The organism is Reyranella sp. (genome assembly GCF_017305915.1).
GTDB lineage: Bacteria > Pseudomonadota > Alphaproteobacteria > Reyranellales > Reyranellaceae > Reyranella.
The window spans coordinates 71281-88638 of sequence record NZ_JAFKJN010000029.1 but is presented as its reverse complement, the minus strand read 5'-3'; the positions used below and the strand labels follow the sequence as shown (position 1 = coordinate 88638).

General features: G+C 68.0%; 15 protein-coding genes. 5 read left to right on the top strand and 10 right to left on the bottom strand.

Annotation, left to right across the window (positions count from 1 at the left end):
• Nucleotides 1-206: 206 nt before the first annotated feature.
• Nucleotides 207-1097: an ABC transporter substrate-binding protein gene (locus tag J0J01_RS26055; RefSeq protein ID WP_296386092.1), complete on the top strand. Its 891-nt coding sequence runs from the start codon at nucleotides 207-209 to the stop codon at nucleotides 1095-1097.
• On the opposite strand, the gene J0J01_RS26050 is transcribed toward J0J01_RS26055, so the two are convergent.
• From J0J01_RS26050 to J0J01_RS26030, 5 genes are read right to left on the bottom strand one after another with little or no spacing between them, the layout of a single operon-like run.
• Nucleotides 1094-1786 (bottom strand): YdcF family protein, encoded by a 693-nt coding sequence (locus J0J01_RS26050; protein ID WP_296386090.1) that lies wholly within the window; start codon nucleotides 1784-1786, stop codon nucleotides 1094-1096. The two genes, J0J01_RS26055 and J0J01_RS26050, sit on opposite strands and share 4 nt — an antisense overlap.
• A gap of 6 nt (nucleotides 1787-1792) precedes the next feature.
• Complete coding sequence (locus tag J0J01_RS26045; protein WP_296386088.1) at nucleotides 1793-3532, bottom strand: iron ABC transporter permease; 1740 nt, start codon at nucleotides 3530-3532, stop codon at nucleotides 1793-1795.
• A 33-nt stretch (nucleotides 3533-3565) separates the two neighbouring features.
• Nucleotides 3566-4606: an extracellular solute-binding protein gene (locus tag J0J01_RS26040; RefSeq protein ID WP_296386086.1), complete on the bottom strand. Its 1041-nt coding sequence runs from the start codon at nucleotides 4604-4606 to the stop codon at nucleotides 3566-3568.
• Nucleotides 4607-4608: 2 nt separating this feature from the next.
• Nucleotides 4609-5682 carry an extracellular solute-binding protein gene (locus tag J0J01_RS26035; RefSeq protein ID WP_296386084.1) on the bottom strand — a complete coding sequence of 358 codons (1074 nt, stop codon included), beginning with the start codon at nucleotides 5680-5682 and terminating at the stop codon, nucleotides 4609-4611.
• Entirely contained in the window at nucleotides 5679-6746 is a 1068-nt protein-coding gene (locus J0J01_RS26030; protein ID WP_296386082.1) for an ABC transporter ATP-binding protein, read from the bottom strand. The genes J0J01_RS26035 and J0J01_RS26030 overlap by 4 nt, the downstream gene beginning before the upstream one ends.
• Before the next feature lie 75 nt (nucleotides 6747-6821).
• On the opposite strand from J0J01_RS26030, the gene J0J01_RS26025 reads away from it, so the two are divergent.
• From J0J01_RS26025 to J0J01_RS26015, 3 genes are all read left to right on the top strand, one after another.
• A complete protein-coding gene (locus tag J0J01_RS26025) occupies nucleotides 6822-7610 on the top strand; it encodes an enoyl-CoA hydratase (RefSeq protein WP_296386079.1) in 789 nt (262 codons plus the stop codon).
• 124 nt (nucleotides 7611-7734) lie between these two features.
• Nucleotides 7735-8919 carry a CaiB/BaiF CoA-transferase family protein gene (locus tag J0J01_RS26020; protein WP_296386076.1) on the top strand — a complete coding sequence of 395 codons (1185 nt, stop codon included), beginning with the start codon at nucleotides 7735-7737 and terminating at the stop codon, nucleotides 8917-8919.
• Between the two features lies 1 nt (nucleotide 8920).
• The gene (locus J0J01_RS26015) at nucleotides 8921-9679 is read left to right on the top strand and encodes an SDR family oxidoreductase (protein ID WP_296386074.1); all 759 of its coding nucleotides are present in this window, start codon (nucleotides 8921-8923) and stop codon (nucleotides 9677-9679) included.
• 40 nt (nucleotides 9680-9719) lie between these two features.
• Here the strand turns inward: J0J01_RS26015 and J0J01_RS26010 are convergent, their stop codons facing one another.
• Genes J0J01_RS26010 through J0J01_RS26000 form a run of 3 tightly spaced genes read right to left on the bottom strand, consistent with a single transcriptional unit; the run spans nucleotide 9720 to nucleotide 13496 of the window.
• Nucleotides 9720-10691 carry a tripartite tricarboxylate transporter substrate-binding protein gene (locus tag J0J01_RS26010; protein ID WP_296386072.1) on the bottom strand — a complete coding sequence of 324 codons (972 nt, stop codon included), beginning with the start codon at nucleotides 10689-10691 and terminating at the stop codon, nucleotides 9720-9722.
• A 10-nt stretch (nucleotides 10692-10701) separates the two neighbouring features.
• Nucleotides 10702-11673 (bottom strand): tripartite tricarboxylate transporter substrate-binding protein, encoded by a 972-nt coding sequence (locus tag J0J01_RS26005; RefSeq protein ID WP_296386070.1) that lies wholly within the window; start codon nucleotides 11671-11673, stop codon nucleotides 10702-10704.
• A complete protein-coding gene (locus tag J0J01_RS26000; protein WP_296386068.1) occupies nucleotides 11673-13496 on the bottom strand; it encodes a CocE/NonD family hydrolase in 1824 nt (607 codons plus the stop codon). Before J0J01_RS26000 ends, J0J01_RS26005 begins: the two co-directional genes overlap by 1 nt.
• A 193-nt stretch (nucleotides 13497-13689) precedes the next feature.
• Between J0J01_RS26000 and J0J01_RS25995 the strand changes: the two genes are divergently transcribed.
• Entirely contained in the window at nucleotides 13690-14685 is a 996-nt protein-coding gene (locus tag J0J01_RS25995) for a tripartite tricarboxylate transporter substrate binding protein (RefSeq protein ID WP_296386066.1), read from the top strand.
• A 290-nt stretch (nucleotides 14686-14975) separates the two neighbouring features.
• Here J0J01_RS25995 and J0J01_RS25990 read toward each other — a convergent pair whose 3' ends face one another.
• Both J0J01_RS25990 and uraD read right to left on the bottom strand, forming a co-directional pair.
• Complete coding sequence (locus J0J01_RS25990) at nucleotides 14976-16415, bottom strand: NAD-dependent succinate-semialdehyde dehydrogenase (RefSeq protein ID WP_296386064.1); 1440 nt, start codon at nucleotides 16413-16415, stop codon at nucleotides 14976-14978.
• An 18-nt stretch (nucleotides 16416-16433) separates the two neighbouring features.
• Nucleotides 16434-17315, bottom strand: a complete 882-nt coding sequence (gene uraD / locus J0J01_RS25985) for a 2-oxo-4-hydroxy-4-carboxy-5-ureidoimidazoline decarboxylase (protein WP_296386062.1) — start codon at nucleotides 17313-17315, stop codon at nucleotides 16434-16436.
• Nucleotides 17316-17358 lie beyond the last annotated feature (43 nt).

Here is a 17358-nt window from a genome sequence, read left to right as displayed (position 1 = left end):
AGGGGCGAGACAGCGAGAACGCCGGCACCTCACCGCAAATACGGAGCCTTCTGCGCCCATTCGTGACGGCTTCCGACGGAAAAGAGCCGACTACGAGACCAAGGACCGGCGACGCCGTCATTGCGTGACTTGGTCAGACCTTCCCTAGGGATTTGGGGCGCCGGACGCTGTTGGGGACAGCGCTTGCGGCAGGGCTTGCGCCACAGGTGGGCCGAGCCGATCCGTTGCAGCATGTCGATCTGCTGATCGATTGGAAGCCGGCACCGACCTACGCCGGCTTCTACATCGCGCGCGAGACCGAGGCGTTTCGCCGGCGCGGCCTCGACGTGCGCATCGTCGAGGGCCACGGCGCGGCCGTCGCGGCGCAGATGCTGGGCGCCGGCAAGGAATACTGGATCGGCTCGTCGAGCGCCTCGGCGACCGCGATCGGCCGCTCGCGCGACCTGCCGATCCGCAGCCTGTCGGTCTACTACCGCCGCACGCCGGCCGTGCTGTACAGCCGCGCCGAGGACCGCATCGACGCGCCGCGCGATCTGATCGGCAAGCGGGTCGGCCTGGTCACGGGCAGCACCACGGTCGACGAGTATCGCGCGCTCCTGTCGGCCAACCGCATCGACCGCAACCGCATCCGCGAGATCGAGGTCGACCGGACCGCCAACGCCCTGCTCGACAAGCAGGTCGACGCGCTGCTCGACTACGAGGAGATCACCCCGGCCGAGCTGCAATCCCAGGGCAGGCGCATCGCCGTGATGCGGCTCGCCGACTTCGGCGTGCGCATCTACAGCCTCAACCTGGTGGTCAACGAAGCCGCCTGGCTGACGCGCGAGAAGACGGCGCGGCTGGTCGCCGAGGCAGTGACCGAAGGCTACCAGTTCGTGCGCGACCGGACGGCCGAGGCGGCGGCGATCTTCGGCAAGCTGTTCCCCGACTTCCCGCCGCGCTATGTCGAGCTCAGCATGCAGATCGTGGCGCGCCAGCTCGCGGTGCCGATCGGCAGCCAGACCCGGCTGGGCTGGGAGGACACGCTCAAGATCCTGAACGGCCAGCGCCTGCTCGGCCGCGCCGTCAGCCCGGAAGAAGTGGCCATTTACGATTAGCCCGTGGGCTTGCCGGCAACGTCGTAGCCAGCAACGAGACGCGCACCGTAGCCCGCCTCGACCAGGCGCCGCAGCGCGTCGATCACCGCGGGCGGCACGTCCTGGGCGATCTGGAAGCCCAGCGCCGGATAGACCACGATCCGATGCAGGTCGCCGACCAGGGCGAGCAGCGTCCGTTCGGGCTCGGCCTCACGGGCGAAGTAGTCGGCGACGTCGATCGCCTCGCACTGCATGAGCAGCTCGACCTCCGGCCAGGCCTTGCGTCCCGTCGCGTAGCCGCGCCGCGTCATGTAGGGCTTGGCGACGGCCAGAAGCTTGCGCAGGCGCCGGCCGGCCTGTTCGGCGAGGGCGCGGCTCAGCACGAAATTGTCCGCGGTGTTCTGCGCCTGCTCCTCGAGCAGGATCGCGGTGGCGGGCACGCCCTCCGCCACCGCGGCGTCGGCGAAGACGCGCGCTTCGGGCTTGTCCCAGCCGGTGTCGAGCAGGCCGCCGCGATGGGCGATGCCGCCCGACATGATGATCAGCGGCGCGAGTCCGGCCTTCCACAAGGCGGCGGCATGGACGGCGGCACGTACGTCGAAGCTGCCCAGAGTCAAAATGGCATCGGCCGGCACGGGCGGATGGACCAGCCGCATGAAGTCCCAGGCAGTACGCAGCGGCGCGGCGACGCCGGGGGGTGGCCAGGCCACCGCCGGTCAGGCCCCGACGCGCGTCGGCACCCTCGCCTCGTACGCGCCGCCGATGCGGTTGGCGATGACGATCACCACGGTGGTCAGGATCACCATGGTGAGGCTGAGCACCGCGATGGCGCCGACGTCGCCGCTCTCCTTGAGGTCGAAGATCAGCACCGACAGCACCTTGGTCTCCGAGGTGAACAGGATCACCGCCGCCGAGAGCTCGCGGATCACGCCGACGAAGATGAAGCACCAGGTGGCGATCGCCGCCGAGCGCAGCAGCGGTGCGGTGATGTCCTTGAGCGCGCGCAGGCGCGTGGCGCCCAGCATGCGGCTCGCCTCCTCGAGCTCGGGATGCACCGAGTGGAAGGCCGAGCCGAGCTGCTGGTAGGCCTGCGGCAGCTCGACGGTGATGAAGGCGATCAGCAGGATCCACAGCGTGCCGTAGAGCGTGAGCGGCGGCCGCGTGTAGGCGAGGAACAGGCCGACGCCCAGCACGATGCCGGGGATGGCCAGCGGCGAGGTCGCGAGGAAGCCCAGGATTCGGTGCCCGACCACCGCCTGGCGCGCCACGATGTAGGCGATCAGCAGCGCCAGCACGCCGCCCAGCGTCGCCGTCGCGGTCGCCAGCAGGAAGGTGTTCTGCAGCGCCGGCAGGGTCGAGCTGAGCTGCCAGAAGGTGAACACCACGTTGTGCAGGGTGAAGGTCTCGGGGCCGAGGAGCTGCGAGGAGATTCGGCTGAAGGCCGTATTGATCAGCGCCGCGTAAGGCAGGAACAGCGGCATGGCGAGCACGAGCAGCGCGAACGCCGCCGCTGCCCAGCGCCAGGCGCCGAGCCGGATCGGCCGCGGCGCGCCGTACTTGCCGCCCAGCACGGCATAGCCGCGGCGGCCCAGGATCGCGGCCTGGCTGCGCAGCAGCGCCACCGTCAGCAGCAGCAGCGGCAGCGAGGTCGCCGCCGCCAACTCGGGCTTGGGCGGAAACTGGAACAGGCTCCAGATCTTGGTGGTGAGCGTGTGGAAGCCCGCCGGGATGGCCAGGATCGCGGGCGAGCCGAACTGGTTCAGCGCCTGCAGGAAGGCGACCAGCGCGCCGGCCAGCAGGGTCGGCAGCGCGAGCGGGATGGTGATGCGCCGCGCCGTCGCCCACGTCCCAGCGCCCAGCATCGACGAGGCGTCCTCGAGCTCGCCCGGCATGCGGTCGAGCGCGTTGGCGACCAGGATGAAGACGTAGGGAAACGTGTAGCAGGCGATCGCGAAGATCAGCCCTTGCATGGTGTAGATGTCGAACAGCGCCTCGTCCGAGGGCGCGCCGGTCACCAGACGCCAGAGCTGGTTGAGCAGGCCGGAGTTGGGCGCCGCCAGCATCTCCCACGCCACCGCGCCGACGAACGGCGGCGTCACCAGCGAGGCCATCACCAGGGTGCGCACGGTGCGGGCGAGCGGCATGTCGGTGCGCGCCGCCAGCCAGCCCATCGGCGCGGCCACCAGGCAGCACAGGCCGCTGACCGAAACCGACAGGAGCAGGGTGGCGAGCAGCGGATCGACGAAGCTCGGATCGGTGAACAGGGTGACGAAGTTGCCGAGCGTCGCCTGGCCGTCCTTGGTGGCGAAGGCATAGACGACCAGCCAGCCCATCGGCAGCACGATCATCACCGCCAGCAGCGCGACCACTGCCGCCAGCGCCGGCCCCGAAAGGTCGATCAGGCGCCGCCTGTCATCCCGAGCGGAGCGAGGGATCTTTGCATCAGCGACAGCCAAGGATCCCTCGCTGCGCTCGGGATGACACCATACTCATACCTTGAAGTACTTGGCGTACTGCGCCTTGATCTGGTCGGCCTGCTTCTCGACCGCGGCCGGATCTTCCTTGAAGGTCTTGATCGAGGCGAGCGGCGGCCGCCCTTCCTTCGGCTTGACCCTGGTGTTGGCGGGATACTGGCCGCTCAGGTTGACGATGAAGCTCTGGCCCTCGCCGGACATGATCCAGCTCACCATCAGCCGCGCGGCGTTGGGGTTGGGCGAGGACTTGAAGATGCCCATCGGGTTGCTGATCTGCGGCGTGCCCTCGGCCGCGAACACGACCTCGACCGGCGAGCCGCGCTCCTTGGCCATCCAGAACAGGTAGTCGCTGCCGTCGACGGCGACGGCGCGTTCGCCGGCCTCGATGCGCTTGGGCGGCTCGGTCGCCGACTGGACCTGCAAGACCTTCTGCTTGGCGAGCTTCTCGAAATAGGACCAGCCGAGCTCGCGGCTCAGCTGCAGCGTCGCCGTCATGATGGTGCCGGAATAGCCGGGATGCGCCTTGACCAGCTTGCCCGCGTACTTGGGATCGAGCAGGTCCTTGAAGCTCTTGGGCGCGTCAGCCGGCGCGATCATCTTGCTGTTGTAGGCGATCGGGCTGAGATGGGTACGCTGGTTGACGAACAGGCCGTCGGGATCGCGGCCGTCGGCCGGCAGGTCGCGCGCCATCTCCTCGGAGAGGTACGGCGCCAGCCAACCCTCGCCCTTCCACGAGATGAAGTGCGCCGCGTCCGAGCTGTTCACCACGTCGACGCGGTAGATCTTGCTCGCCATCTCCTGGCCGATGCGGTTGAAGACGCGCTCGGCGCCCGAGCGCTCGACCGCGACCTTGATGCCGGGGTAATTGGCCTCGAAAGCCTTGGCCATCGGCTCGGCGACGCTGAGGTCCATCGCCGTGTAATAGGTGACCTTGCCCTCTTTCTTGGCCGCCTCGACGAGCGCGGGCGTCACCGGCTCGGCGGCAGGCGCGGCCGAGACCACGCGCGCGCCGAAGGGCAACAGCAGGCCGGCGGCGAGAACGGAGCGGCGCTTCATGGTCACACCTTGAAGTACTTGGTGTACTGCGCCTTGATCTCGTCGGCCTTGTCGGCGACGACCGCCGGCTCCTCGCGCAGCACCTTGATGTCGGAGAACTTCCTGGCGCCGGCGTGGTCCCTGGTCTTGGGATGGGCCGAGCGCAGGCCGGCGACGTCGATGTTGAGCTGCTGCGCCTCGGCGGTGAACGACCACGCCTGGAACAGCCGCGCGGCGTTGGGGTTGGGCGCGTTGGCCATGATGCCCGACGGGCCGCTGATCAGCGGCGTGCCTTCGGTCGGATAGACGATCTCGATCGGATCGTTCTTCTCCTTCATCAGGATCAGCAGGTACTCGCCGCCATCGACCATGATGGCGCGCTCGCCGGCCAGCATCTTCTTCGGCGGCTCGGTCGCCGACTGGACCTGCATGATCTTCTGCTTGGAGAGCTTCTCGAACCACGACCAGCCGAGATCGCGGCTGAGCTGCTGGGTCGAGGTCATGACCACGCCGCTGTAGCCCGGATGGGCCTTGACCATCTTGCCGCTCCACTTGGGATCGAGCAGATCGGCGAACGACTTCGGCGCCTCCTCGGCCTTCACCAGCTTGGTGTTGTAGGCGATCGGCGAGAGCGTGATGCGCCACGAGGCGAACATGCCGTCGGGGTCCTTGTGCGCCTCGGGATAGTCGCGCGCCACGTCCTCGGGCACGTAGGCCGCCAGCATGCTCTGCCGCTTCCAGATGATGAAGTGCGCGGCGTCCGAGCTGTTCACCACGTCGCAATTGTAGATCTTGCTGGCGTACTCCTGGCCGATGCGCTGGAAGTTGCGCTCGGCACCCGAGCGCTCGACCTTGCACGCGATGCCGGGATATCTGGCCTCGAAGCCCTTGGCGACCTTCTCGGCCAGCGCCAGGTCGACCGAGCTGTACCAGGTGACCTTGCCCTCCTTCTTCGCCGCCTCGATGAGCTGGGGCGTGATGCTCTCGGCCGGAGGCGCAGCCTTTGCCGCGGTCACGAAGCCGCTCGCCATGCCGCTCGCCATAAGGGCCGTCGTCGAGCCGGCAAGTACGCGCCGGCGCGTCAGCTTCCGCGTCATCGTTCGTTTCCTCCCGTCAAAGCCCGGCATCGTTCGGCCGGAAGGCGCAGCCAGACCTCCTGCCCCGGCGCGATGTCCTGGGTCGGCGAAGCCGTCACCCTGAGCTCGGTCTTGTCGTCGAGCACGACCGTATAGTCGCGCGCCGCACCGAGGAAGACCTGCCGGCTCACCACGGCGTGAAGCGCGTTGGCGGAATCGGATTTCGTTGCGATCTCGATCTCGTGCTGGCGGATCGACACCGCCACCGCCTCGCCTTTGGTCAGCGTGCGCCCGGTGGTCGCCAGTGTGCCGCCCGCGACCGATATGTGACCGGCATCGACCGCCTTGCCCTCGAGGATGTTGCTGCCGCCGATGAAGCGCGCCACGAACACCGAGCGCGGCCGGTCGTAGATCTCCTTGGGCGTGCCGAGCTGCTCGATGCGGCCGAGATTCATGACGGCGATCTGGTCGGCCGTGGTCATCGCCTCGGCCTGGTCGTGGGTCACGTAGACCGTCGTGTAGCGATACCGGTCGTGCAGGCGGCGAATCTCGAAGCGCATCTCCTCGCGCAGGTTGGCGTCGAGGTTGGAGAGCGGCTCGTCGAGCAGCAGCGTCTCCGGCTCGACCACCAGCGCCCGCGCCAGCGACACGCGCTGCTGCTGGCCGCCCGACAGCTCGCCCGGATAGCGCTGAGCCAGCGGCTCGAGCTTGGTCGTCGACAGGATCGCCGTGAGCTTGGCGTCGATCGTCGCCTTGTCCATCTTCCGAATGCGCAGGCCGTAGGCGACATTCTCCGCCACCGTCATGTGCGGCCACAGCGCGTAGCTCTGGAAGATCATCGACATGGCGCGGCCTTCCGGCGGCACCGTGCGCTGCGGCGAGGACAGCACCTTGCCGCCGACCGCGATTTCGCCCGTCGATGGCTCGATGAAGCCCGCGATCAGCCGGAGCGTCGTGGTCTTGCCGCAGCCGGACGGACCCAGCAGGCACACGAGCTGACCGTGCCCGATCAGCAAAGACACATTATCGACCGCGACAGCTTCGCCGTAGCGCTTGCCGAGGCCCTTCAGTTCGACTGAGGCCACTCATCCTCCCTTGTTCACACCTTATTCAAATCGTCTGTCTCGCGCTATAAATTCGAAAGTTGGAAGGAGTTCCGCATGCAGGAGCAGAAAATCTACGGCAGCCGCGAAGGCGCCGTGGGCCATGTCGTTTTCAACAATCCGGCGAAGCTGAATGCCGTCTCGCTCGACATGTGGGATGCCTTCGTCGGCCTCCTGAGGGACTACGAGAAGGATCCCGAGGTGCGCTGCGTGGTGGTGAGCGGCGCCGGCGGCAAGGCGTTCGTCTCGGGCGCCGACATCTCCAAGTTCGAGAGCGAGCGCGCCAATGCCGAGGCGCAGGTGCGCTATGACGCGATCTCCAAGGAAGGCTACGAGGGACTCTACAATTTCCCCAAGCCGACCATCGCCAAGATCACCGGCTACTGCATCGGCGGCGGCATGAACCTCGCGGCCTGCTGCGACATGCGCTTCTGCAACGAGGGCGCGCGCTTCGGCGTGCCGGCCGCCAAGCTCGGCCTGGGCTACGGCTTCCTGCGCATCGAGCGGCTGTCGCGCATCGTCGGCCTGCCGCGCGCGATGGAGTTCCTGTTCACGGCGAAGCAGTACTCCTCGAAGGAGGCCTACGAGATGGGCCTGGTGAACGCCGTCGCCGCCGACGGCGAGCTCGACGCGCTGGTCGCCAGGACGACCGACGCGATCTCGCAGAACGCGCCGCTGACGATCGCGCTGGCAAAAGCCGCAGCGCGCGAGATCGCCAAGCCCGAATCGCAGCAGGACCACAAGAAGCTCGAGAAGATGGCGGAAGCCTGCTTCAACAGCGACGACTTCAAGGAAGGTCGCCGCGCCTTCATGGAAAAGCGCAAGCCGGCATTCAAGGGACGGTAGGCTCTGTCGTCCTGAGCGCAGCGAAGGACCTAGCAGATCGACCAAAGTCCCTGTCGAAGCGCTAGATCCTTCGCTTCGCTCAGGATGACAGTTCTGACTTCATCGACTTAGGGGAAACGCAGACATGGCCAAGCTTCCGCTCTCGCACATCAAGGTTCTCGATCTCACGGCGCATCGCGCCGGCCCGACGGCGGTGCGCCAGCTCGCCGACTGGGGCGCGCAGGTGATCAAGATCGAGCCGCCGGCCGAACCCGGCAGCACCGACGCGATGGGCGGCAGCCGACACGGCTTCGACTTCCAGAACCTGCACCGCAACAAGCAGGCGATCACGCTCAACCTCAAGAGCAAGGAAGGCCACGCGATCTTCATGAAGCTCGCGAAGAAGGCCGATGTGATCGTCGAGAACTACCGCTCGGACGTGAAGTACCGCCTCAAGGTCGACTACGACTCGGTCAAGAAGGTCAATCCGAAGATCGTCTACGGCTCGATCGCTGGCTTCGGCCAGCACGGCCCGGACGCGGCGCGCCCCGGCGTCGACCAGATCGCCCAGGGCATGGGCGGGCTGATGTCGATCACCGGCGAGCCCGGCCGCGGCCCGATGCGGGTCGGCATCCCGATCTGCGACCTCACCGCAGGTCTTCTGCTCGCCCAGGCGATCACGCTGGCCCTCTACAATCGCGAGCGCACCAAGAAGGGCCAGTGGGTCCACACCTCGCTGATCGAGGCGCAGATCTTCATGCTCGACTTCCAGGCCGCGCGCTGGCTGATGAAGGGCGAGGTCCCCAAGCAGGCCGGCAACGATCACCCGACCTCGATCCCGACCGGCGTGTTCCCGACCAGCGACGGCTACATCAACATCGCCGCCTCCGGCCAGCACATGTTCAAGCGCTGCGCCGAGGCCCTGGGCGCACCGCAGCTCATCGAGCATCCCGAGCATGCGACGCCCGGGCTGCGCTCGCAGAACCGCAAGGCATTGAACGAGCGCATTAGCGAAGTCACCAAGACCAACACCTCGGACCACTGGATCGCGGCGCTCAACAAGGCCGGCGTGCCGTCAGGGCCGATCAATACCATCGACCGGACCTTCGCCGAGCCGCAGGTCCAGCATCTCGGCATCGCGCGCGGGATCAAGCATCCCAAGCTCGGCGAGATCAAGGTGGTCGGCAATCCGATCAACCTCACCGCCTCGCCGCAGCCCAGGAAGCTGAAGCCCACGCCCGACCTCGGCCAGCACAACAATGCGGTGCTGAAGGGTCTCGGCCTCAGCCCCAAGAAGATCAAGGAACTGCGCGCCGGCGGGGTGATCTGAGATGGCGGCCAACGGGAAGGCAGCCCCAAGAGCGGCGCTCGTCACCGGCGCGGCCAAGAACATCGGTCGTGCCTGCGTGCTGGGCCTCGCAGAGGACGGCTTCAACGTCGCGATCAACGGCTCGAGCGACAAAGCCGCCTGCGAGAGCGTCGCCAAGGAAGTGGCGAAGTTCGGCGTCAAGGCGATCGTCATCATGGGCGACGTCGGCAAGCCGGCCGAGTGCAAGCGTATTGCCGAAGAAACCATGAAGGCCTTCGGCTCGGTCGACGCGCTGCTGAACAACGCAGCGCTTCGGCCCAACAAGCCGTTCCTCGAGATGAGCGATGCCGACTGGCAGCGGGTGATCGACGTCGACATGAACGCGGCGGTGTGGCTCGCCCGCGCCTGCCTGCCCGGCATGGTGGCGAAGGGCTGGGGCCGCATCGTCAACTTCGCCGGCATGAACGCCATCCACGGCCATGCCGGCCGCACGCCGGTATCGGTCGCCAAGCACGGCGTGTGGGGCCTGACCAAGGCGCTGGCGATGGAGTTCGGGCCCAAGGGCATCACGACGAACATCATCTCGCCGGGGCCCATCGCGCCCGACGTCGAGGAGAAGAACGCCTCTGCCCAGGCGCGCGCCCAGACGCTGGCGCGCGTGCCCCTCGGCCGCTTCGGCAAGCCGGTCGAGGTCGCGGCGGCGGCGCGGCTGCTGGTCTCGGAGGCCGGCGGCTACATCAACGGCCAGATGATCGCCGTCAACGGCGGCGGCGCGACCTGATCTCTTTCTCCTCTCCCCCGATAGGGGGAGAGGAATATGACTACTCCGGCTTGATGCCGGCGGCCTTGATGACGGCGCTCCAGCGCGCGGCGTCCTCGGCGACGAAGGCGGCGAAGGCGGCGCGGCTCTCGAGGCTCATCCGCCCGCCGCGCTCGGCCCATTCGCGCTTGATCGGGTCGCTGGCGAGCGCGGCCTGCACCGCCGCATGCATGCGGTCGAGGATGGCGTCAGGCGTCGCCTTGGGCGCGAACAGCCCGTCCCACGACACCGCGCGAAAGCCCTTGAGGCCCGCCTCGTCGAAGGTCGGCACGTCGGGCAGCAGCGTCTCGCGCCGCCGGCCGGCGACGGCCAGAGCACGCAACGCACCCGACTTCACATGACCGACCGACAGGGCGGCGGTGGCGAACAAGCCACCGACCTGCCCGGCAACGAGATCCTGCAGCGCCGGCGCGCCGCCGCGATAGGGCACGTGGCGCAACCCGATGCCGGCGCGGGTCTGCAGCAGCTCGATCGCCAGATGCCCGACGGTGCCCAGCCCGCCCGACGCCATGTCGATCGAATCCGGCCTGGCCTTCGCCGTGTCGATGAACTGCTGCAGGCTCGAGACGTCGAGCCGCCGGCGATTCACCAGCAGCATCGACTGCACGCGGTCGATCGCCGAGATCGGCGCGAAGTCGCGCAGCAGGTCGAAGCCGGGATTGGCATAGATCAGCGGCGCGTAGCCGTGCCCGCTGAAGCCCACCAGCATGGTGTAGCCGTCGGGTGCGGCGTGCGACACCACCGCGGCGCCGACCATGCCGCCCGCGCCGCTCCTGTTGTCGATCACCACCGTCTGGCCGAGCCGTTCGGAGACCGTCTGCGCCAGCACCCGCGCGAAGCTGTCGCTCGGCCCGCCCGGCGGGAAAGGCAGCACCCAGGTCACGGTCTTCCGGGGCCAGTCGCGGGCGACTGTCGGAGGCGCCGCGAGCATCGTCGCGAGGCCGCCCAGGACGGCTCGACGATTGGTCTTCATGCGCGCTCCCCTACTCGAGCTGGATATTGGCCGCCCTGGCGATGCGGTTCCAGCGCACGATCTCCCGGTCGACGAAGCGGCTGAAGTCGGCGCGGCTTTCCAGCTCGACCTTGGCCCCCTGCTCCGCCCATAGCGCCTTGATGTCGTCGCGGGCAAGCGCCTCCTGCACCGTGCCGTGCATGCGATCGAGGATCGCCTCGGGTGTGCGCCGGGGCGCGAACAGCGCGAACCAGGCGGCGGCGCGAAAATCCTTGAGGCCCGCTTCATCGAAGGTCGGTACGTCGGGCAAGATCGGCTCGCGGCGCCGGCCGGGAATGGCGATCGCCCTGAGCTTCCCACCCTTCGCGTGCGCCACCGCCTCCGCCGGCGTCGCCCACATCGCCGCGATCTGGCCGGCCAGCACGTCCTGCAGCATCTGCGCGCCGTTGCGATAGGGCACGTGGTGCAGCCGGATGCCGGTGCGGGTCTGCAGCAGCTCGATCGCGAGATGCGGCAAGGTGCCGATGCCCGGCGAACCGAAGTCGATGGCGTCGGGCTTCGCGCGCGCCGCGGCGATGAGCTGGTCCAGGGTCGAGACGTCGAGCACGGCCGGATTGACCACCAGCACGATCTGGATGCGCGCCAGCGCGCTCACCGGCGCGAGGTCGTGCGCGAAATCGAAGCCCGCCGCGGGATAGAGCGTCTGCAGGTAGGTGATGCTGGTGGCGCCGATCACCATGGTGTGGCCGTCGGCCGGCGCCCGCGCCGCCATCGCGATGCCGATGGTGCCGCCAGCGCCGCTGCGATTGTCGATCACCACCGGCTGGCCGAGCTTCTCCGAGACGTGCTGCCCGACCGGCCGGCCGAAGGCGTCGAGCGGGCTGCCCGGCGCGGTCGGCACGATCCAGGCGATCGGCCTGTCGGGCCAGGACTGCGCGCGCGCCAAGCGCCCGGCGCCCGCCGCCGTCACGCCGCCAAGCGCGGCCCGCCGTCCCAGACGCATCACGTGCCCCCGATCGGAAGCTCGATCATGCTCGCCTGGGCACCGCCGCTCAGCAGTTTCAGCACCGGCGGCCGGCCGTGCGGGGTCTGCACGAAGTGATCGGCATCGGCGCCGCTCAGCGACAGCCGCAGCCGGCTGCCCTTGACGAAGCGCCAGGCCACCGGCAGCAGCGCGAACTTCAGGAGCTGCGGCTCGCCGACCGGCATCGGCTTGGCGTCCTTGCGCGCGAAGGTCCGCCACGGCCAGGTCGTGCGGTAGCTGCGCGGCGGCTCGGCCTCGGCGCGATGGATGGCGCGCAGCACGCCCTCGGTGACGTAGCGCGCCGTGCCGTCGGCCTCGATCTCGGACAGGTAGGCGAAGATCGCGGCATCGGGCTCGCTCGACGCCAGCCACAGCGACACCACGGTGTGGCCGGCGATGTCGAGCGGCGCCTCGAGCGGCGGCGTGGTGAAGCCCGCGAGCTTCGCCGAGCGCTCGCTCCAGTCGTTGTAGTAATGGGTGGCATCGATGCCGGCGATGCGCTCGTAGCGTGTCTGCGTGCCGCTGCCGGCGGTGAAGTCCGCTTTCACTTCGTCGGCGGCAGCGTCGTTGGGTTGCGCTTCCGAGAGCTGCCGGTTGGGCGCGAGATAGAAACGCCGGCTGCCGGTCACCGGCGGCCAGCTCTTGGCCGAGCGCCATTCCTCGGCATGGACGGCGAAGTAGTGGATCGGGTCCTCGTCGGCGAGCCCGGTGTCGCGGCCGGCGAGATGCTGGTCGAAGAAACGCAGCACCTCGCCCAGCACCGGGAATTCCGGCTCCTGCTTCGCCCGCCACGGCGAGGAGTTCACCCGCGCGCCGTGATCCCATGGGCCGAGCAGCACGCGCTTGTGCGCGTTGGGCAAGGTCAGATAGCGCGACAGCGTGCCGTTGGCGTAGCCCGCGCCGTCGGTCCAGCCGGACACGGCGTAGACCGCGACGTCCCGCGGGATCTCGTCGACATAGTTGTAGGGGCTGAACGAGGCCGGCGTGAACGCAGGGTCGTAGGGCAGCGCATCGTCCCGGCATTTGAACTCGGTCATGAAGTCGGGCATGCGGAAATTCGCGAGATGCTCCTGCACCGCCGCTTTCGCCAGCGAGCCGTCGCGGTCGTCGTCCACCGGCATAGGTCCCTGCAGCGCGGGGTTGGCGAAGTAGGAGAACTGCTGGCGCAGGTCGCGGCGGTCGTGGTCGAGCGCCAGCATCAGCTCGTCGTAGACCAGCGCCAGCCGCTTGATCAGCATGCCGCCTGGGTAATAGTTGTCGGCCCAGGTGTCCCAGACCGCGAATAGCGGCGCGATCGCCTTGACCGCGGGATGGCCGGTGCTCGCCAGGAAATCGCAGGCCGCGCCGAGATAGGAGATGCCGGTCGCGCCGATGCGGCCGTCGCTCCACGGCTGCGCCACGATCCAGTCGGCGATCGCCTTGTAGTCGGCGCGCTCGCGCGGGCTGCGGAAGGAATCGCGCGTGCCGAACGAAGCACCGGTGCCGCGCGCATCGACCACCACCACCGCGTAGCCACGGGGCACGAACATGTCGCGATAGCGATAGCTGTTGGGCGACGGCTCGACGTTGCTGCCGGCCGTCACGTCGAACCGCCGCACGTAGGGCGTCAGGATCAGCACGGTCGGCCAGCGCCGGCCGGCATCGCCGTTGGGCAGGAGGACGTCGAGCGCCAACCGGCAGCCGTCCGCCATCGCGACATATAAAGAGGTCGGCTTGCCGACGGAGAACTCTGCGGGGCGGCCGGCGAGATAGCGGCTGGGCGGGATGCGCCAGGCGCTTCCCAGATCGTCACGGTCAGGCATGCGGAAGTATAGCCCTCCCGATTCATATGGGGAGGTGGCGCGGTAATCCGCGACGGAGGGGTCATGACCCCTCCGTCAGCGTAAGACGCTGACACCCCCCATATGAATCGGGAGGGTTTCGCTCCTGTACAGTCGCCAACGGCCTCCCTACAGTTTCGCTAATCAAAAAGCGTACATCCAGGGAGGCGTTGCTATGGTCAGGGTCCTTGTGCCCCGACGGCGGGCGTTCGCCGTCATGGGTGGCGTGTTGGCCGCCCCGTACGTTGCGTCTGGCGTAGCGCGTGCCGGCACCGACTGGCCGAACAAGCCGGTCAAGTACATCAATCTCTTTCCCGCGGGCGGTGCGACCGACGTGCTGTCGCGCGTGGTCTGCCAGCAGCTCGGCGAGATCACCGGGCAGCAGTTCGTGGTCGAGAACAAGGGCGGCTCGGGCGGCAATGTCGGCGCCGACGCCATCGCCAAGTCGCCCAACGACGGCTACACGGTCGGGCTGATGAGCATCGCCAGCCACGCGATCTCGCCGACGCTCTATTCCAAGCTGCCGTTCGACGCCGACAGGGACTTCACGCCGATCAGCATGCTGTGGCAGGTGCCCAACATCTTCGTGGTCAAGCCCGACATCCCGGTGAAGACGGTGCCCGAGCTGGTCGCGCTGGTGAAGGCCAATCCAGGCAAGTACACCTTCGCCTCGGGCGGCTCGGGAACCAGTCCGCATATCTGCGGCGAGTGGCTGAAGCAGGTCGCCGGCATCAACATGATGCACGTGCCCTATCGCGGCGGTGCGCCCGCCCTGCAGGACCTTCTGGCCGGGCAGGTCGACATGGAGTTCGACAACATCCCGGGGCCGCTGCCTCAATACAGGGCCGGCAAGCTGCGCGGCCTTGCCGTGACGTCGCGCGAGCGCAGCCCGGTGGCGCCGGAGTTGCCGCCGATGAAGGACTTCTACCCGGACTTCGAGATCACCTCGTGGGGCGGCCTGTGCGGCCCGGCCGGCCTGCCGCCGGCCATGGTCGAGAAGGCCAACGCCGCGTGCAGGAAGGCCCTGGAGAGCGAGGCGCTGAAGACCGCCTTCCTCGCCCAGGGCGCCACGCCGTTGTGGGCGAGCCCGGCCGATGCCGCCGCGTTCCGCCGCAGCGACGAGAAGAAGCTCCGGCCGATCATCATCGCCTCCGGCGCCAAGGTGAATTGAAGAAAAATTCGGCGGAAGATTTTTTCGGCGCCATTCGAGAAACAGGCGGCGCCGAAGCGCTGCGTCCGGCGCAAAATCGCGTGTGGCGAGCGTCGCGCGAGGCGCCGTCGTCGCTTGTCAAGGACCGCGCCCGGCTCACGCGCGGTGCACGCCGCGGCCGTCGGATTGAACGAAAACGCCGGCAGGCCGATCTTAACGGCATGCCGGCGTTCCCTCACATCATCCCTCCAACGACGCGGAGAAAAACCGTGTCGCTGGCATTAAACGGTGAAAACCGTCGAAACGGTCGGCTACATGCCGAGCGTCGTGACGAACTTGGTGTTGAGGTAGGCCTCGAGCGCCTCGATGCCGCCCTCCGAGCCGTAGCCCGAGTCCTTCATGCCGCCGAACGGCACTTCGGGCAGGGCGAGGCCGTGGTGGTTGATCGACACCATGCCGCTCTCGAACGCCGCGCCGACCTGCGCGATCGTCTTGCTGTTCCTGGTGTAGGCGTAGGCCGCGAGGCCCCACGGCAGGCGGTTGGCCTCCTGCATCACGCCCTCGAAGTCCTTGAACGGCGTGATCGGCGCCAGCGGGCCGAACGGCTCGTCGTTCATGATCTTGGCGGTGAGCGGCACGTCGGTCATGACCGTCGGCTCGTAGAAGTAGCCCTTGTTGCCCTTGCGCTGGCCGCCGGTCTGGATCTTGGCGCCCTTCGCGATGGCGTCGCTGACGAAGCTGTCCATCGCGTGCAGGCGCCGCTCGGCGACCAGCGGGCCCATGCGCGTATCCTTGTCGAGGCCGTTGCCGACCTTCACGTTCTTGGCGTAGGCCGTGAACTTCTCGACGAACGCCGGATAGACCTTCTCGTGCACCAGGAAGCGGGTCGGCGCGACGCAGACCTGACCCGCGTTCCTGAACTTGTTGGCGCCCAGGACATTGACCGCCTGGTCGAGGTCGGCGTCGTCGAACACGATCGCCGGCGCGTGGCCGCCGAGCTCCATGGTGACGCGCTTCATGTGCGCGCCGGCCAGCGCCGCGAGCTGCTTGCCGACCGGAGTCGAGCCGGTGAAGGTCACCTTCTTGATGATCGGATGCGGGATCAGGTACTCGCTGATCTCCGACGGCACGCCGTAGACGAGCTGGATCACACCCGCCGGCACGCCGGCATCGACGAACGCCTTGACGAGCTGCGCGCACGAGCCGGGCGTGTCTTCCGGGCCCTTGACGATGATCGAGCAGCCGGTGGCGATCGCCGCCGAGGCCTTGCGCACCACCTGGTTGATCGGGAAGTTCCACGGCGTGAAGGCGGCGACCGGGCCGACCGGCTCCTTCATGACGAGCTGGTACACGTTCTCGGCGCGGGCCGGCACGATGCGGCCGTAGGTGCGGCGGCCTTCCTCGGCCATCCATTCGATGATGTCGGCGGCGAGCAGCGTCTCGCCCTTGGCCTCGATCACCGGCTTGCCCTGCTCCATGGTCATGATCGGCGCGATCTCGTCGGCGCGCTGGCGGATCAGCTCGGCGGCCTTGCGCATCACCTTGTAGCGGTCGAACGGCGAGACCTTGCGCCACGCCCTGAAGCCCTTCTCGGCGGCTTCGAGCGCGCGGTCGAGGTCGGCCTTCTCGGCATGCGCCACCGTGCCGATCACTTCCTCGGTCGCCGGATTGATGACCGGAATCGTCCGGCCGTTCGCGCCCTTGGTCCAGGCGCCGTCGATCATCAGGGAGACATCGCTGTACGTGGTCATGTTGTCCTCCGTTTCCGTTCAGCTTCCGCGATAGGTGGAATAGCTCCAGGGGGAGCAGAGCAAAGGGACGTGATAATGCCCCTCGGGCTCCGCAATCGAAAAGCGCAAAGGCACGATGTCCAGGAACGGCGGATCGCCGCCCTCGATACCCCTCCTGCGAAAGTGGTCACCGACCGCAAACCTCAATTCGTAAACGCCGATCGGCAGCGGCCGCCCGCCGATCAGGGGCTGGTCGGTGCGCCCGTCGGCATTGGTGATCGCTGTAGTCAATCGGTGATAGCGCTCTCCGGCGAGCTCGTAAAGCGCGATCGCGAGGCCGACTGCGGGCCGTCCGACATGCGTGTCGAGCACGTGCGTGCTGAGCCGGCCGTTGACCTGCGGCACGCTCTCGCCCGTCACCTTGGCCGCGATGCGCAGCCGCGTGATGTAGAAGACCTCCTGCATCGCCTGGGCGAACTCGGTCGCCTCGTCGCGCGCCAGGCGTCGCTCGAACTCCGACAGGATCGAATCGCGGGTGTGCCGGCGCACGCAGATCATGAAGGGGAAGCCGAACTTCGCCTTGTAGGCGTCGTTCAGCCGATGGAAGCGCGAGAACTCCTCGTCGGACAGCGTATCGAGACCGGCGCTCGCCTGCTCGCGCTTCGAATCGTCGGTGACGTCGCCGGCGCGCGCCGCCTTGCCGGCGAGATCGGGATGGTTACGCACGAAAGCGAGCTGCTGCTCACGCGGCGCCGCCCGCACCGCGCCGATCATCGCCGCGTGCAGGTCGGCCACCGTCGCAAAAGGGCGGCGGGCGTGCGCCGCCTTGGCCACCCAGGGCGCCAGCTCGAACACGTCGCCGACCGCCGCCTCGAAGGCGGCAGGGTCCATGCTGTTGAGGTCGGCGAGGCTGACGGGCATTCCGCCGAACTAGCACGCCAAGACAGCCCTCTCTATAGTCCGG

Coding starts and splice junctions, on each gene's coding strand:
- J0J01_RS26005 (WP_296386070.1), bottom strand. CDS start 11,673: ATGCGTCTGGGACGGCGGGCCGCGCTTGGCGGCGTGACGGCGGCGGGC.
- J0J01_RS26015 (WP_296386074.1), top strand. CDS start 8,921: ATGGCGGCCAACGGGAAGGCAGCCCCAAGAGCGGCGCTCGTCACCGGC.
- J0J01_RS26000 (WP_296386068.1), bottom strand. CDS start 13,496: ATGCCTGACCGTGACGATCTGGGAAGCGCCTGGCGCATCCCGCCCAGC.
- J0J01_RS26025 (WP_296386079.1), top strand. CDS start 6,822: ATGCAGGAGCAGAAAATCTACGGCAGCCGCGAAGGCGCCGTGGGCCAT.
- J0J01_RS26035 (WP_296386084.1), bottom strand. CDS start 5,682: ATGACGCGGAAGCTGACGCGCCGGCGCGTACTTGCCGGCTCGACGACG.
- J0J01_RS25990 (WP_296386064.1), bottom strand. CDS start 16,415: ATGACCACGTACAGCGATGTCTCCCTGATGATCGACGGCGCCTGGACC.
- uraD (WP_296386062.1), bottom strand. CDS start 17,315: ATGCCCGTCAGCCTCGCCGACCTCAACAGCATGGACCCTGCCGCCTTC.
- J0J01_RS26010 (WP_296386072.1), bottom strand. CDS start 10,691: ATGAAGACCAATCGTCGAGCCGTCCTGGGCGGCCTCGCGACGATGCTC.
- J0J01_RS26040 (WP_296386086.1), bottom strand. CDS start 4,606: ATGAAGCGCCGCTCCGTTCTCGCCGCCGGCCTGCTGTTGCCCTTCGGC.
- J0J01_RS26020 (WP_296386076.1), top strand. CDS start 7,735: ATGGCCAAGCTTCCGCTCTCGCACATCAAGGTTCTCGATCTCACGGCG.
- J0J01_RS25995 (WP_296386066.1), top strand. CDS start 13,690: ATGGTCAGGGTCCTTGTGCCCCGACGGCGGGCGTTCGCCGTCATGGGT.